Below are 14,611 nucleotides of genomic sequence, written 5' to 3'. Positions count from 1 at the left end.
TTCTCAAGATCGTTTTCACGTGATCACCGATCGTCCGTCGTCAACGGCTCACCATAGTTGATGATGTTGGCGATGTTCGCGAAGGATTCGCTGCCGTCCTGCAAGTAGCCGCCGTCGTTCACGACCGCGCCGATCGGCAGGTTCGCCTCCGAGATGCGCGCGGCCGGAGACGCGAACGCAGCGGCGACGTCGCCCGCCATGGCCTTCGCCTGGTCGAGCGCCTGCCCGCGTCCTTCGAGGTTGTCGGTCACGTTGCGCAGCACGAGCTGCATCGCCGCGACCTCGGCGGCGGCATCCTCGAGATGTCCATGGAGACTGTTCAGTTGTCCCACGTCGTAGTCGATGCGCTCGAACGGGTAGCCCTTGGGGGAAGCGGTCACAGCGGAAGGTCTTCCCAGCCGGCGCCGAGGCGCAGGTCGAGGCCGGTGGTCTGCGTCTCCAGCATCAGGAGTCGGCCCGTTATCTTCTGCACGTCATCCTGGCCGATCTGTACCAGCGCATGCGTCTCCCCGATGGCGCCCTCCAGTGCGTCACGCAGCGACGTACGGCCGACCGGCGCCTGCACGCCGGTGTCAGCGGCGTGCGCGGTGCTCATCTTCGCTTCGAGGTCCCGCGCCGACACCTCGAGCTCCGTGCGCTGCGTTGACAGCACCAACTGCGTGACGTGGAAATCCTGTGACACGAACCAACCCCCCGGTCGGTTTCCACACTAGGAGTTCGGCAGCGACCTCCTACGATCCGGGCGCTGCTTCATATCGGTTCAGGCGGTGAGCCAGATCACGTCCGCGGCGTGCGCGACCTCGGCGTCGGTACCGTCGACGGACACACCGGCGGTGGTCACGGTGACCTCGACGCCGACCGCGATGCCCGCGGCCTCCACGGCGCGGAGCACTTCCGGATCCTGGTCGCTCACCCGCAGCACGCGTCCTGTGTGTCCGACCGCGGCATCGGCCAGCAGCACGAACGGCACCCGCTCCACGTGCCCGTCGGCATCGGGGATCGCATCGCCGTGCGGGTCGAAGCGGGGGCGCCCCAGGCGGGCGTCGATGCCTTCCAGCAGTCGGTCGCTGATGGTGTGTTCGAGCACCTCGGCCTCGTCGTGCACCTCGTCCCAACCGTAGTCGAACTCCTGCACCAGCCAGGTCTCGACCAGCCGGTGTCGGCGCACCATCGCGAGGGCGCGGGCCGTGCCGGCCTCCGTCAGCCGCACCGCGCCGTAGGGCACGTGCGAGACGAGCCCCGCGGCGGCGAGCTTCTTGACCATCTCGGTGACCGACGAGGGGGCGATGCCGAGCTTCGCGGCGAGCACCGACGGGGTGATCGGCGCATCCTGCCACTCGGTGTGCGCGTAGACGGTCTTCAGATAGTCGTCAGCTGCGGGGGAGGCCACCCGACCAGCCTACGCGGTGCTCTCCCGCGCCCAGGCAGCGACGGGGGTCAGCCCAGGGTGCTCAGGAAGATGAACGCCGCCTGACCCGCGAAGAACAGGACGAGGAATCCGAGGAGGGCGGCGGCCAGCGAGAGCCGGCCGTCGAACCCCTCGACCTCGTCGATGCCGACCTTGCGGGCACGGAACGCCAGCACGAGGGTGGCCACGCCGAGGGCCAGCTGCACCCAGGGGCTGGCGGGCCCGATGACCTTCGGGAAGGCGATCAGCAGCCCACCGATGATGCCGGTCGCGAAGCCGGTCCAGGTGAGGATGCGGACGGTGCGGCGAGCGCTCTCGGCAGACATGCCTCCGAGCCTATCCGGGCTCAGGCTCCCGTCAGCACCAGCCAGAGCAGAGCGCCGTTCAGTGCGATCAGCAGCACCGAGGCCACGATGCCGGCTGCTGTCGTCCACCGTCGATTGACCCAGGCGCCGAGGGTCCGTCGCTGTGCCGTGAGCACGACCAGCGGAATCAGGGCGAACGGGATCCCGAAGGACAGCACCACCTGACTGAGGACGAGGGCGAGCGTCGGATCGAAACCGATCCCGAGGATCACGAGAGCGGGGATCAGCGTCACCAGCCGCCGTGCGAGCAGGGGGACGCGCACGTGCAGCAGGCCGTGCATGATCTCGGCTCCCGCGTAGGCGCCGACCGACGTCGAGGCGAGACCGGAAGCGAGCAGGCCGACCGCGAAGAACGTGGCCACGACCGGTCCGAGGCCGGCGGCGAGGGCGGCGTGCGCCCCCTCGAGCGAGTCGGTGCCTTCGACCCCCGCCAGGTTCGCGGCGGCGAGCAGGAGGATGCAGAGGTTGACCGAACCTGCGATCACCATCGCGACCGAGACGTCCCAGCGGGTGGCGGTGAGGAGCCGACGGATGCGCGAGCTCTCGGTGCGCACGGCTTCGTCGCCGGCGTGCGCGGTCGTCGCCCCGAAACGGTCGCGGGCGAGGGAGGAGTGTGCGTAGATCGCGTGCGGCATGATCGTCGCCCCGAGGATCGAGGCTGCCAGCAGCACCGATCCGGTGTCCTCGAAGCGCGGCACCATGCCGCCCAGGATCCCTGCCGGATCCGGCGGAGCCACGAACACACCGGCGACGAAGCCGATCGTGATGATGGCCATCAGTCCGATGATCACGAACTCGAACGGACGTGCGCCGCGACGGTTCTGCACCGTGAGGAGGATCATCGAGACGGCGCCCGTGATCAGGCCGCCGAGCAGCAGGGGCACGTCGAAGAGCAGGTTCAGGGCGACCGCCCCGCCGATGATCTCCGCGAGATCGGTGGCCATCGCGACGAGTTCGGCCTGCACCCAGTACGCCCGGCGTGCCCACGGGCGGCGCAGGCGTGTGCCCAGCACCTCGGGAAGGCTCTGCCCCGTGACGACACCCAGTTTCGCGGAGAGGTACTGGATGAGCCAGGCCATGACGTTGCCGGCGACGACGACCCAGACCAGCAGGTAGCCGTACTGGGCGCCCGCCGTCATGTTGCTCGCGACGTTTCCCGGGTCGAGGTAGGCGACCCCGGCGACGAGGGCGGGTCCGAGCAGCCACAGCCCGCGGGGCGCGGTCGCCGGGGTCAGATCCTTCGTGGTTCCCGGAAGCACAGAATTTTTAGGCACACCGAAACCGTAGCGTATTTTTCGGTACGCCTAAAAGTCCTCGGTGCCGGCTCCGCAGAGGCGGCGATAGCCTGGCGGGATGGATGATGCCTCGGCGGACCGCACGACACCGGACCTTTCGGCGGCCGCGGCGACGGGCTCCATCGGCCAACCCGGCTACGGCGTCGGGCCCTGGCCGGGCGGTGCGGAGGCCTGGCCCGAGGGGGAGCAGTACGACCCCGTCCTCTTGGCCGAGGGCGACACCCGCAACGTGATCGACCGCTACCGCTACTGGCGGATGGAGGCGATCGTGGCCGACCTCGACACCCAGCGGCATCCGTTCCACGTCGCCATCGAGAACTGGCAGCACGACATGAACATCGGGTCGATCGTGCGCAGCGCCAATGCCTTCCTCGCCGAAACCGTGCACATCATCGGTCGCCGACGGTGGAACAAGCGCGGGGCGATGGTGACCGATCGCTACCAGCACGTCGTGCACCACGAAGACGTCGAGACCTTCGCGGCGTGGGCTGCGGCCGAAGGGCTTCCGATCATCGCGGTCGACAACGTCGACGGTGCCGTCCCCGTCGACAAGGCAGATCTCCCGCTCCGCTGCGTCCTGCTCTTCGGTCAGGAGGGGCCCGGATTGTCCAGCGAAGCGCTCGCCGCGGCCTCCGCGCACATCGAGATCACCCAGTACGGCTCGACGCGCTCCATCAACGCCAGCGCTGCGGCGGCCGTGATCATGTACGAGTGGTGCCGCCGTTACGCCGGCTGAGCCGTCGAGACGACGACCGTGGAGCAGTCGTCAGCCGCGGTCGATGCCGAAGATGTGGCGATAGATCGCGCTGACGTCCCGGTCGAGGTGATCGATGCGCTCGTGGATGGCCCGGATCTCGGTGCGCACGCCGCTGAACTCGCTGCCCGACTCGGTGCGCACGCTGGCGAACTCGTTCCTGAACTCGGTCCGTACGCTGGCGAACTCGTTCCTGAACTCGGTCCGTACGCTGGCGAACTCGTTCCTGAACTCCGTCCGTACGCTGGCGAACTCGTTCTTCAGCTCGGTGCGCACGCCGTCGAAGCCGTTCTGCATCGTTCGCAGGAACATCGTCGACATGAGCGTGAGCGTTCCGAACATGGCTGCGGCGAAGACACCGATCAGTGTCCAGACCTGTGGTTCCGTCATCCCCAGCATCCCCTCATTGTTCCTCGATGATCGTCGAGGCGCCAGGGAACGGAGGCCTAGTATTCCGGGGAACTCAGCGATTGTGGAGAAGTCGTTCTCGCGGAAGTCTGTGCAGTCAGCTCGGACGCGGAGCCCGCACCCGGGATCACGCCGACGCGGTGAGCCAGCGCCCTGAGCGCACGCGCCAGCCGAGGGTGCCGAGCCGGGCGAGCAGATAGACGCCGAAGAAAGCCACGGCCAGCCAGACGAGGCCCGCGGATCCGTCGACGCCGACCGCGGAGATGATCCACAGTGTCGGCAGGAACGGCACGAGGTTCACGCCACCGGCGATCGCGAGGTACCGCGCATCATTCGCGCCCATGAGCACCCCGTCGAGCACGAAGACGACACCGGCGATGGGCTGGGCGACGGCGAGCACGAGCAGCGCCGGCTGCACGAGAGCGGCGACCTCGGCGTCGCCGGTGAACACGATGCCGAGCACCCCGGAGAGAGCGGCGATCAGCCCGCCGACGACCACGCCGAACCACGCACCCCACGCCACCGTCCGTGCCAGCACCCGGTGCACCTGTCGCTCGTCGCCGGCACCGAGTTCCTTGCCGATCAACGCCTGCGCGGCGATCGCGAGTGCGTCGAGAGCGAAGGCCGCAGCCGAGAAGATCGTGAACACGATCTGCCACCCGGCCAGTTCATCGGTCCCGATCCCGGTCGCGATCCCCACCGTCGCGAGCAGCGCGACACGCAGGCTCACGGTGCGCAGGAACAACCAGCCGCCCGACGTGGCCGTGCTGCGGATGCCGGCGCGCTGCGCGCGGAGCGAGGCGCTGTGGCGCGTGGCCAGGTGGCGGACCACCAGGGCATAGGCGGCCACCATCCCCCACTGCGCGGTCACGGTTCCGGCGGCCGAGCCCGCGATGCCCCAGCCGAGTCCGTAGATGAACAGCCAGTTCAGCAGGGCGTTCGCGCCGAAGCCGAGCCCTGCGATCCAGAGCGGCGTCATGGTGTTCTGCATGCCCCGGAGCAACCCGGTCGCCGCGAACACGATCAGCATCGCGGGGAGACCCCACATCGAGATCACGAGGTATTCGTTGGCCTGTGCGGCGACGGCCTCGCTCGCGCCGAAGAGCGATACGAGCCAGGGCGAGGAGACGGCGCCGATCACCGCGAGGACGGCTCCCAGTCCGAGGGCGAGCCACATCCCGTTGATGCCGACCGACACGGCCTCACCCGGCTGACCTGCGCCGAAGCGACGCGCCACCGCCGGCGTGGTCGAGTAGGCCAGGAAGACCATGAGTCCGACGATGGTCTGCAGCACGGCCGCGGCGATGCCGAGCCCGGCGAGCGGAGTCGTGCCGAGGTGCCCGACCAGCGCGGCATCGACGATCAGGAAGGCCGGCTCCGCGACCAGCGCGCCGAGAGCAGGAACGGCCAGGCGCAGGATCTCTCGGTTGAGGGAGGTGCGCGCGGTCATCCTCCGAGCCTATGACCTGGCACGGACCTCGTCCGCCCGACTCAGGCGCCCACGGGCAAGCGGATGTCGAACCGCGACCCGCCGTCGGCGTTGTGCGCGCTGATCACCCCGTTGTGCGCCTCGACGATGCCGCGCGCGATCGCGAGCCCGAGACCGGCACCGCTCGTGCCGTGGACGCTCGTGCCGGGCGTTCGCGCGTCGGTGCCCCGCCACCCCGGTTCGAAGACGCTCGTCAGGTTCTCGTGGGCGATGCCCGAGCCGGTGTCCTGAACCGAGAGCACCATCGCGTCGTCTTCGCGGCTGGTCCTGATGCGGATCGTCCCTCCGGCCGGTGTGTGCTCGATCGCGTTGGCGAGCAGATTGGTCATCACGCGGGCGAGCTCGCGCGCGTCACCGACGACGGTGTGATCCGGGCTGGTCAGCTCGACGAGTGCCACGTCCTTCGCCCGGGCGACCGGCGCCAGCTCGGCGACCGCGTCGCTGACCAGATCGTGCAGGGACATCGGTTCGAGACGGAGGGTCAGGGTGCCGGACGAGATCTTCGAGACCTCGAACAGGTTGTCGACGAGGTCGCTCATGTGGTCGACCTGGCGGCGCATCTGACGATGGAAGCGGGCAGGGTCCTCGGCCAGGCCGTCATCCAGTGCTTCCGTCATCGCCCGCAGCCCGGCGAGGGGACTGCGCAGGTCGTGCGAGATCCACGCGATCAGCTCGCGCCGGGAGCGATCGAGGAGCTGCACCTCCTCGCGTGCCGCCGCGAGCCGTTCACTGGTCGAGACGAGTTCGGCGGCCACGCGGGCGAACTCCGTGTTCACGGGGAGGGCGCCCGTGTCCTCGAGCAGTTCTCCCTCACCGACCGAATGCGTCAGCCTCTGCAACGAGCGGGCGTCGCGGACGAGCCGGGCCGCGAGCAGCACGGCGACGGCGACCGCGACGACGGCGGAGATGGCGGTCACCACGACCACGACGAGAAGGTCGTGGGGAGAGATGTACATCGCCTCGGCGACCGCGAGCACCCCGGCGGCGAAGGACAGCACCACGGCGAGGATCACGATGCACAGTTGCAGCATCAGTGAGCGCCGGCGCAGCAGCCACAGCGCGAGCAGGCCGGCCCCTCCGACGAGGAGAGCCCATCCGAGAGCGATGGCTGCGATCGTGACGACATCGGCGAACGGCATCAGCGGTCCTCCCATTCGAGGCGGTACCCCACGCCCCACACCGTCACGAGAACCGTGGGGGATCCGGGGTCGTCTTCGATCTTCTCCCGAAGTCGCCGGGTGGTGACCGTGACCGTCGAGAGGTCTCCGATCTCCCATCCCCAGACCCGACGCAGCAGCGTGGGTCGATCGAACGTCTGCCGCGGGTGCTTGAGGAAGAACGCGAACAGTTCGAACTCGCGCACCGACAGCTCGAGCGGCACGCCGTCCCGGGTGACGATCCTGGCCGAGGGATCGAGGTGGAAGGGACCGAGGTCGAACGGAGCCTCCCGCGCGAATTCGGGAAGGCTCCGGCGCAGCACCGAGTTCACGCGGAGGACCAGTTCCCGGGGGGAGAAGGGCTTGACCACGTAGTCATCGGCACCGGCTTCCAGACCGTCGATGCGGTCCTCCTCCGAACCGAGGGCCGTGAGCATGATGATCGGGACGTCCGAGGCGGCCCGGATCCGCCGGCACACCTCGGCGCCGTCGATTCCGGGGAGCATCCGGTCGAGCACGATCAGGTCGGGAGCGCTCGCCGCGGCCGATGCCAGACCGGTGAAGCTGTCGGTGGCGTGATCGACGAGGTACCCCGCGGCGCGCAGATACGCCTGGACGACCTCGCTCACCGTCGCATCGTCCTCGATCACGAGCACCCGGCGGTCGGCGAGTTCCGCGAGGTGCGGAGGCGGAACGGACGGCGCGGACATGCTCTCATCGTAGGTTCGGAGGTCCTCCCCGTCACCCGCTCGGAGGGCAACCTTCCTCGGTTCGTAAGAGTTGACGGATGTCGCCGGGGGGACATCTTCTCTAGCGTCGCGATATGGCCTTTCCCACCGACGTCGTCTTCCCCTGTCTGAATGAGGCGGAGGCGCTGCCCGGGGTGCTGGCTGCCCTTCCCTCCGGTGCGCGGGCGATCGTCGTCGACAACGGCTCCACCGACGGGTCGGCGGAGATCGCGCGTCGTCTCGGAGCGCTGGTGATCCAGGAGCCACGGCGCGGGTACGGCTCTGCCGTGCATGCCGGACTGCGTGCGGCCACGGCACCCGTCGTCGCCTTCTGCGACGCCGACGGATCGTTCGACCTGACCGAGCTCGATCGGCTCGCGGGCCCCGTGCATCGAGGTGAGAGCGACCTCATGTTCGGGCGTCGCCGGGTCGGTGGGCGAGGGGCGTGGCCGATCCATGCGCGATTCGCGAACACGGTGCTGCTGTCGATGGTGCGTCGGCGCACCGGGCTCTCGATGCACGATCTCGGTCCGTTCCGGGCCGGGCGTCGCGAGATGCTCCTCGACCTCGGGATGGAGGATCGACGCAGCGGCTATCCCCTCGAACTCCTGCTGCGTGCCTGGCGGAAGGGGCTGCGCATCGGCGAGACCGATGTCTCCTACCGCCCGCGGACCGGCCGGTCGAAGGTCACCGGAACGGTCCGGGGCACCCTGATCGCGGTGTCGGATATGCACCGGACGTTGAGGAGGCTCGCATGAGCGCCGAGACGACGATCATCGTGATGGCGAAGGAGTGTCTGCCGGGAAAGGTCAAGACCCGGCTGCATCCGCCCTTCACGCTGGAGGAGGCGGCGGACATCGCACAGGCGAGCCTCGCCGACACCCTCGACGCAGTGGGGGCGACCGGGCTCCCGGTCGTCGTCTGCGCGCAGGGAGACGTATCCGTTCCCGCGGGCTTCCGGGTCATCTCCCAGGTCTCGGGCGGGCTGGACGAGCGGATCGGCGCAGCGCTGGACTCCGTTCCCGGGAGGGTGCTCCTGGTCGGCATGGACACCCCTCAGCTGGATCCGATGCTGCTGCGCGCACTCGCCGATGACTGGCCGGAAGACGTCGACGCCTGGATCGGACCGGCGACCGACGGAGGCTTCTGGCTCCTCGGGATCGACGATCTTCGCCCCGGACGGTTGGGTTCGTGCTCGCGCGGGGACCTCGTCCGCGGTGTGCCGATGTCGGTGTCGGACACCGGGGTGCATCAGCGTCGACGCCTGGTGCGGATGTGGCTCCGCGTGCGCGACGCCCCTCCTCTCACGGACATCGACGATCTCGCCTCGCTGCGGGAGGTCGCGGCCGTTCTGTCTCCGCAGGGGCATCTCGCCGGCCTGCTTCCCCGCTTCTCGGGTGTCCTCGAGGCCACGGCTGCCGTCGGCCGCGCGGGCGAAGGGAACGGGCGAGGATGAGCAACGCGACCGCCGCGCACTTCGGCGCCGGAGGCGATGCGCCCTACGACTTCGCCCTGCGCAACGGGGGAGGGATGCTGCGCCTGATCGAACTCGGGGAGGGAACCGAGCATCGGGTCGAGGTCGGTCGTTTCCTCGCCGCCGCGGACGCTGCCGACGACTCGGTGATCGCCCGGATCCGAGGGCCCGTGCTCGATGTCGGATGCGGGCCGGGGCGGATACTCCACGCCGCGATCGTGGCCGGACACCTCGGGCTGGGGGTCGACGTCGCGATGTCCGCCGTCGAGCACGCCAGGCAGCAGGGCCTGCCCGCGCTGCAGCGTTCCGTGTTCGATCCGCTGCCGCAGGAGGGCTCCTGGGGCACGCTGCTGCTCCTGGACGGGAACATCGGCATCGGGGGCGAGCCGGACGCACTGCTCGCCCGGTGCGGGCAGATCGTCGGTCCGGGGGGACGTGTGATCGTCGAAGTCGATCCGCACCCGACGCGGGACCGGGGGTATCAGGCGACCGTCGTCGACATCGACGGCCGGTCGAGCTCGCCCTTCCCGTGGTACGAGATCGGAGCGACCGCACTCCGCGATCGGGTGCACGGGACGGGGTTGCAGATCATCGAGACGTGGACGCTGTCGGGGAGGGCCTTCGTGAGCCTCACCCGTCTGCCGGATCCGTGTCGCGAGTGACGGCCGGTCCGCGGGGTGCCGCCGTCGCGGTCCGAGGCCGCAGGCGATGGCGCACGGCGCTGACCACGGTGAGAAGGCCGTCATGCACGACGACGACGGCGAGCAGCCAGACGGCGACGCTGAACAGCTGAGCGAAGTCCTGTGCGGAGAGCATCAGCCAGGCTCCCCACAGCAGCAGGGCGACCCCGACGGCTGCGAGCGCGATTCTGCCGGCCCTCATCAGACCACCTCGATCGAGGACAGCCACTTGGTCTGCAGCACGCCGGGCCGCCCGGGGGCGATGACGCGCGCCGGATAGCCGTGGTCGAGGTCGAGGCGCTCCCCGTTGAGCTGCAGGGCGACCAGCGTGAGTGGGTCGCCGACATACTGAGGCGGCATCGTGGTCGCCCGGAACGCGCCGCGCTGCTGCAGGCTGCGGAAGCGGATCGTGGCGTCTTCCGGTGCGTCGACGATGGTGAGGAGATCCCGCAGGCGCACGCCCGTCCACGTCGCGTCGACGGTCCACCCCTCGACGCAGGCGATCGGGAGCCGGACCGTGCGCTGCGGCAGGCCTTCGAGCCCGGCGGTCGTGAAGACGCGGGTCATCCCGCCGCCGACGACCGTCAGCGTCCATTCCGGGTCGAGGGCGAGCGCCGTCACATCGGCCTGCCGCGCGGAACGGTTGACGGGCAGATCCTGGGGGCTGTCGGCGCGGGTGCGGGGCTCCCGCAGGCTGAACGGGCCGATGGGGGCGACCGCGTGGGCGAGCGCCGCGGCGCCGAACAGTGCGGAGGCGCCGCCGACCCCGGTGAGGAAGCGGCGGCGGGAGAGGGGCGCGGTCATCGCGTCGCCGTCCCTTCGGAATCGGAGGGGGCATCGGAATCGGAGGGGGCGTCGTCATCGTCCGGGTCTGCGCGCCAGGCGGTGACGATCGCGGGGAGGTGCACCGCGATGTGCACGGCCATCGCCCCGATGAGGACCCAGGCCAGCGCGAAGTGCGTGCGGCGGAAGGAGAAGTCCCACGGATACCACTGCAGGGTGTTGAGCACCCCGGTGATCGGTTCCATCAGCGCGGCAGCCACCAGCACCGCCAGGCTCAGGCGCTCCAGCAGATGCGGGAAGCTGCGTACCGGAGGCCAGGCGAAGAGGTTCGGGAACACGATCCACAGCTTCGCCAGGAGCAGCGGGATGAGCATCGACCCCGCGACGACGTGGATCCCCTGATTCCAGGCATAGAGGTGGATCGGGCGCGTCGGCAGCGTCAGCCAGGGCAGCGGATCCTGCTGCAGGTGGCTGTACAGACCGGTGACGAAGCACACGAGGAAGGCGAGACCGAGCAGTCTGCCGATGACGACGGCCATCCGCGTCGTGCGCAGGGGGGAGCCCAGGGCTCGCTGCGCACGTTCCGACCGATCCTGGAGCGCGACGGAGAGCCGTTCGGTCACCGAACCGGTCGAGTGGTCGTCGCGCATGTCCTCAGTATGCGGACCGGGCGTGCCCGGACGCGGGCGGATCGGGAACCTGTCATCGGGGTGTAAGGAAATGGGGTGCCGGTATGCCGACTCCGCGGGCACGCTGGGAGCATGACTGACGCGCAGCCGGGCCGGATCGAGTTCGCCGTGATCGGAGGATCGGGTTTCGAAGCGCTCGACCTCGGGGACAGACGAGTCCTTCCCGCGTCGGACTCACCGTGGGGAGTCGTTCCCGAGATCGTCGTCGGCCGGCTGCACGGACGCGCGGTGGCGTTCGCGCCGCGGCACGGGGAGGGGCATCGGGTGCCGCCGCACCGGGTCAACGCCAGGGCGCTGCTGTGGGGGCTTCGGCGGCTCGGGGCACGGGTGCTGCTGTCGACCAACGCGGTGGGTGGGCTGGCGTCATCGCTCGCGCCCGGTGACTTCGTGCTGACCGATCAGCTCATCGACCGCACGCACGGCAGGGCCGACACCTACTTCGACGGGGACATCGAGATCGCCGGTGTGCAGCATCTGCCGTTCGCGGAGCCCTACGACCGGGATCTGCGCGAGATCGCGTTCCGGGTGCTCCGTGACCAGGGGGAACGCGTGCACCCCGCGGGGACCAGCGTCGTGGTGCAGGGACCGCGGTTCGCGACGGCCGCCGAGGCCGACTGGCACCGCGCGATGGGAGCCGCCCTGGTCAACATGACCCAGCTGCCCGAGGCGGCGCTCGCCGCGGAGCTCGGGTTCGCGCACGTGAACCTCGCGATCGTGACCGACACCGACACCGAGCACGGCGAGACGGAGGATGACACCTCGGCCACCGCGGAACGCGTGTTCGCCGTGATGGCACAGGCGCAGCCGCGGTTGAGCGCGGCTGTCGCAGCGATCATCGCCGCCATCCCTCCGGGGTACGAGCCGCCCGAGCGCCTGGCGCCCCAGGTGGTCGCGGCGCTGATCGGGGCACGAGCATGAGCCGACTTCTGCTCGTGACCGGCGGAGCCGGATTCATCGGCTCCGCGATCGTCGATGAGGCGATCGCCGCGGGCTGGCGGGTTCGAATCCTCGATTCCCTGCGCCCCGACGTGCACGGCAGCTCCGCCCCCGAGCCGGAAGGGGGAAGCGAGGTCGAGTTCGTCGCCGCCGATGTGCGCGACCGTGACGCCGTGCGCCAGGCGTTGAGCGGGGTCGACGCGGTCTGTCATCAGGCGGCGAAGGTCGGACTCGGCGTCAGCATCCACGATGCCCCCGACTACGTGGGCTCGAACTCGCTCGGCACGGCGGTGGTGCTCTCGGCGATGGCGGAGGCCGGGATCGAACGCCTCGTCCTCGCGTCGTCGATGGTCGTCTACGGCGAGGGGCTGTACCGGGAGGGGGATCGTCTCGTGCAGCCCGCACCGCGGAGCCGGGCCGATCTGGAGTCGCGTCGCTTCGAGCCGCGGTCGCCGCACACCGGGGAGCCCCTCCGACCGACCTCGATCCCCGAGGAGCAGCCCTGCGATCCGCGCAACGCCTACGCGGCGACCAAGCTCGAACAGGAACTGCTGGCCCGCACGTGGGCCTATGACGGAGGGCGGGCGGCGCTGCTGCGCTATCACAACGTCTACGGGCCGGGGATGCCCCGGGACACGCCGTACGCAGGAGTGGCATCGATCTTCCGTTCGGCCCTCGAGCGGGGCGAGGCCCCCCGCGTGTTCGAGGACGGGCAGCAGCGACGCGACTTCATCCATGTCCGGGATGTGGCACGCGCCAACATCGCCGCCCTCGAGTGGACGGATCGTGTGGAGCGCGGGACCACGCGGGCGTTCAACGTGGCCACCGGGGTCCCGCACACGATCGGGGAGTTCGCCGACGCGCTCGCCGCGGCATTCGGAGGGCCGCCGCCGGTGCGGACGGCGGAGTTCCGGTCGGGCGACGTGCGCCACATCACGGCCTCGGCGGATCGCATCGCTCGAGAGCTGGGGTGGCGACCGCAGGTCGGTTTCGACGAGGGGGTGCGTGAGTTCGCGCATGCCTCGCTTCGCACGGGGGCGGACGTCTGATGGCGGGTGCCGCGACGCGTCCGGGGCCGCGTCTCGCCGTCTGGGGGACGGTCGCGGCCGTCGCGCTCATCGCGGCCGCGGTCCTGATCCCGGCGCTCACGGGATGGAACGTGCGCGTCAAGTCGTTCCCGCCGCTGCACGCGGAGTGGGCGCCGAGAGTCGGACCGGGGACGCCCCTGGCGGTGCTGCTCGGTGTGGCCGGCGTGATCTGGGGTCCGCGGCTCGCCTCCTCGGTCCGGTGGGGGCGGCTGCTGCTGCTCGCGTTCGCGGGGTCCGCGTTGTGGCTGTTCGCGCTCGCCACGGTGGACGGGCTCGACGGCATCGGCACCATCCTCGACCACCGGTACGAGTACCTCGGGACCGCACGGGAGGTCGACGACTTCGGGGCCACGCTTCGCGAGTACATCGAGCGGATCCCCTACGCGCATGAGGACAACTGGCCCGTGCACATCGCCGGCCATCCCCCGGGAGCCCTGCTCTTCTTCGTCGTCCTGGTGCGGATGGGGCTCGGGAGCGCGCTCGCCGCCGGATTCGTGGTCCTGCTCCTGGGTGCCACGACCGTGGTGGCGGTGCTGATCACCCTGCGGGCCCTCGGGGCGGCCGACCTCGCCCGTCGCGCGGCTCCGTTCCTGGTGTTCACCCCCGCGGCGATCTGGGTGGCGGTCTCGGGCGACGGCATGTTCATGGCTGTCGCCGCGTGGGGCATCTGTCTGTTGGCGCTCGCGACGCGTGCGGGTGGTGTCGCGCGGATCGCGTGGTCGGTCGGGGCCGGCCTCCTGCTCGGATACTGCGTGATGCTCTCGTACGGCCTCCCCCTGCTGGGGGTGCTCGCGGTCGCCGTGCTGGTGGCGGGGAGGTCGTGGATCCCGCTGCCGATCGCCGCGGTCTCGGCGATCGCTGTCGTGGGGGCGTTCGCGGTCTTCGGCTTCGCCTGGTGGGAGGCGTTCCCGGTGCTGCAGCAGCGCTACTGGGATGGGGTGGCATCGCGCCGACCGCCCGCGTACTGGCTGTGGGGGAACATCGCCGCGTTCGCGGTCAGCGCGGGGCCGGCGATCGGTGCGGCCTTCGCCGCAGTCGGGGCGTGGGCGATCCGCGGACCACGAGAGCGGCGTCAGGTTCCGGAACTCCGAACCGAGTCAGGGCGCGGATGGGAACCGCGCACCATCGTGCTGCTGCTCTGCGCCGCCGGGGTGCTCATGGTGCTCCTGGCCGATCTGTCGAACATGAGCCGGGCGGAGGTGGAGCGCATCTGGTTGCCGTTCGTGCCCTGGATCACGATCGGTCTGGCGCTCTTCGACGAGCGGGCGCGCCGCTGGCTGCTGGCGGTGCAGGTCGTCGCCGCGATCATCGTCCAGTCCCTGTTGCAGACCGGATGGTGAAGGCGGACGGGCCCGCC

The 14,611-nt window shown here is 70.1% G+C and carries 19 protein-coding genes; 7 read left to right on the top strand and 12 right to left on the bottom strand.

The window, feature by feature from the left end; translation table 11 throughout:
• Window positions 1-23: 23 nt before the first annotated feature.
• From L978_RS05380 to L978_RS05360, 5 genes are all read right to left on the bottom strand, one after another.
• Window positions 24-380, bottom strand: coding sequence for a hypothetical protein (locus L978_RS05380; protein WP_047521063.1), 357 nt, complete (start codon window positions 378-380; stop codon window positions 24-26).
• Window positions 377-682, bottom strand: coding sequence for a hypothetical protein (locus L978_RS05375; protein ID WP_047521061.1), 306 nt, complete (start codon window positions 680-682; stop codon window positions 377-379). Before L978_RS05375 ends, L978_RS05380 begins: the two co-directional genes overlap by 4 nt.
• 78 nt (window positions 683-760) lie before the next feature.
• Complete coding sequence (locus L978_RS05370) at window positions 761-1,390, bottom strand: metal-dependent transcriptional regulator (RefSeq protein WP_047521059.1); 630 nt, start codon at window positions 1,388-1,390, stop codon at window positions 761-763.
• 47 nt (window positions 1,391-1,437) lie between these two features.
• Entirely contained in the window at window positions 1,438-1,734 is a 297-nt protein-coding gene (locus tag L978_RS05365; protein WP_047521057.1) for a hypothetical protein, read from the bottom strand.
• 20 nt (window positions 1,735-1,754) lie between these two features.
• Window positions 1,755-3,047 carry an Nramp family divalent metal transporter gene (locus tag L978_RS05360; protein ID WP_052193353.1) on the bottom strand — a complete coding sequence of 431 codons (1,293 nt, stop codon included), beginning with the start codon at window positions 3,045-3,047 and terminating at the stop codon, window positions 1,755-1,757.
• Between the two features lie 79 nt (window positions 3,048-3,126).
• On the opposite strand from L978_RS05360, the gene L978_RS05355 reads away from it, so the two are divergent.
• On the top strand, window positions 3,127-3,804 hold the full coding sequence (locus L978_RS05355; protein ID WP_231554978.1) for a TrmH family RNA methyltransferase: 678 nt from the start codon (window positions 3,127-3,129) through the stop codon (window positions 3,802-3,804).
• A 30-nt stretch (window positions 3,805-3,834) separates the two neighbouring features.
• On the opposite strand, the gene L978_RS05350 is transcribed toward L978_RS05355, so the two are convergent.
• The 4 genes from L978_RS05350 to L978_RS05335 form a co-directional block, all read right to left on the bottom strand.
• Window positions 3,835-4,212 (bottom strand): hypothetical protein, encoded by a 378-nt coding sequence (locus tag L978_RS05350; RefSeq protein WP_047521154.1) that lies wholly within the window; start codon window positions 4,210-4,212, stop codon window positions 3,835-3,837.
• A gap of 145 nt (window positions 4,213-4,357) precedes the next feature.
• A complete protein-coding gene (locus tag L978_RS05345) occupies window positions 4,358-5,680 on the bottom strand; it encodes an MATE family efflux transporter (RefSeq protein ID WP_047521053.1) in 1,323 nt (440 codons plus the stop codon).
• Window positions 5,681-5,721: 41 nt separating this feature from the next.
• On the bottom strand, window positions 5,722-6,858 hold the full coding sequence (locus L978_RS05340) for a sensor histidine kinase (RefSeq protein WP_047521051.1): 1,137 nt from the start codon (window positions 6,856-6,858) through the stop codon (window positions 5,722-5,724).
• Window positions 6,858-7,586 (bottom strand): response regulator transcription factor, encoded by a 729-nt coding sequence (locus L978_RS05335; protein WP_047521046.1) that lies wholly within the window; start codon window positions 7,584-7,586, stop codon window positions 6,858-6,860. Before L978_RS05335 ends, L978_RS05340 begins: the two co-directional genes overlap by 1 nt.
• Before the next feature lie 113 nt (window positions 7,587-7,699).
• Here L978_RS05335 and L978_RS05330 point away from each other — a divergent pair, with 113 nt between their 5' ends.
• From L978_RS05330 to L978_RS05320, 3 genes are read left to right on the top strand one after another with little or no spacing between them, the layout of a single operon-like run.
• On the top strand, window positions 7,700-8,362 hold the full coding sequence (locus L978_RS05330) for a glycosyltransferase family 2 protein (protein WP_047521044.1): 663 nt from the start codon (window positions 7,700-7,702) through the stop codon (window positions 8,360-8,362).
• The gene (locus L978_RS05325; protein WP_052193352.1) at window positions 8,359-9,060 is read left to right on the top strand and encodes a TIGR04282 family arsenosugar biosynthesis glycosyltransferase; all 702 of its coding nucleotides are present in this window, start codon (window positions 8,359-8,361) and stop codon (window positions 9,058-9,060) included. Before L978_RS05330 ends, L978_RS05325 begins: the two co-directional genes overlap by 4 nt.
• A complete protein-coding gene (locus L978_RS05320) occupies window positions 9,057-9,740 on the top strand; it encodes a class I SAM-dependent methyltransferase (RefSeq protein WP_047521043.1) in 684 nt (227 codons plus the stop codon). The genes L978_RS05325 and L978_RS05320 overlap by 4 nt, the downstream gene beginning before the upstream one ends.
• On the opposite strand, the gene L978_RS05315 is transcribed toward L978_RS05320, so the two are convergent.
• The 3 genes from L978_RS05315 to L978_RS19120 are packed head-to-tail and all read right to left on the bottom strand — an operon-like array spanning window position 9,709 to window position 11,191.
• The gene (locus tag L978_RS05315; protein WP_047521041.1) at window positions 9,709-9,960 is read right to left on the bottom strand and encodes a hypothetical protein; all 252 of its coding nucleotides are present in this window, start codon (window positions 9,958-9,960) and stop codon (window positions 9,709-9,711) included. The two genes, L978_RS05320 and L978_RS05315, sit on opposite strands and share 32 nt — an antisense overlap.
• Window positions 9,960-10,562, bottom strand: a complete 603-nt coding sequence (locus L978_RS19125) for a molybdopterin-dependent oxidoreductase (RefSeq protein WP_231554976.1) — start codon at window positions 10,560-10,562, stop codon at window positions 9,960-9,962. The genes L978_RS05315 and L978_RS19125 overlap by 1 nt, the downstream gene beginning before the upstream one ends.
• Window positions 10,559-11,191: a hypothetical protein gene (locus tag L978_RS19120; RefSeq protein WP_231554975.1), complete on the bottom strand. Its 633-nt coding sequence runs from the start codon at window positions 11,189-11,191 to the stop codon at window positions 10,559-10,561. The genes L978_RS19125 and L978_RS19120 overlap by 4 nt, the downstream gene beginning before the upstream one ends.
• A gap of 111 nt (window positions 11,192-11,302) precedes the next feature.
• Here L978_RS19120 and L978_RS05305 point away from each other — a divergent pair, with 111 nt between their 5' ends.
• Genes L978_RS05305 through L978_RS05295 form a run of 3 tightly spaced genes read left to right on the top strand, consistent with a single transcriptional unit; the run spans window position 11,303 to window position 14,594 of the window.
• Window positions 11,303-12,148, top strand: coding sequence for an MTAP family purine nucleoside phosphorylase (locus L978_RS05305; protein ID WP_047521038.1), 846 nt, complete (start codon window positions 11,303-11,305; stop codon window positions 12,146-12,148).
• Window positions 12,145-13,215 (top strand): NAD-dependent epimerase/dehydratase family protein, encoded by a 1,071-nt coding sequence (locus L978_RS05300; RefSeq protein ID WP_047521036.1) that lies wholly within the window; start codon window positions 12,145-12,147, stop codon window positions 13,213-13,215. Before L978_RS05305 ends, L978_RS05300 begins: the two co-directional genes overlap by 4 nt.
• A complete protein-coding gene (locus L978_RS05295) occupies window positions 13,215-14,594 on the top strand; it encodes a membrane protein (protein ID WP_047521034.1) in 1,380 nt (459 codons plus the stop codon). Before L978_RS05300 ends, L978_RS05295 begins: the two co-directional genes overlap by 1 nt.
• Window positions 14,595-14,611 lie beyond the last annotated feature (17 nt).

This window comes from Microbacterium sp. ZOR0019 (genome assembly GCF_000800925.1).
Lineage (GTDB): Bacteria > Actinomycetota > Actinomycetes > Actinomycetales > Microbacteriaceae > Microbacterium > Microbacterium aurugineum.
This window is presented reverse-complemented; position numbering and strand designations above follow the sequence as displayed.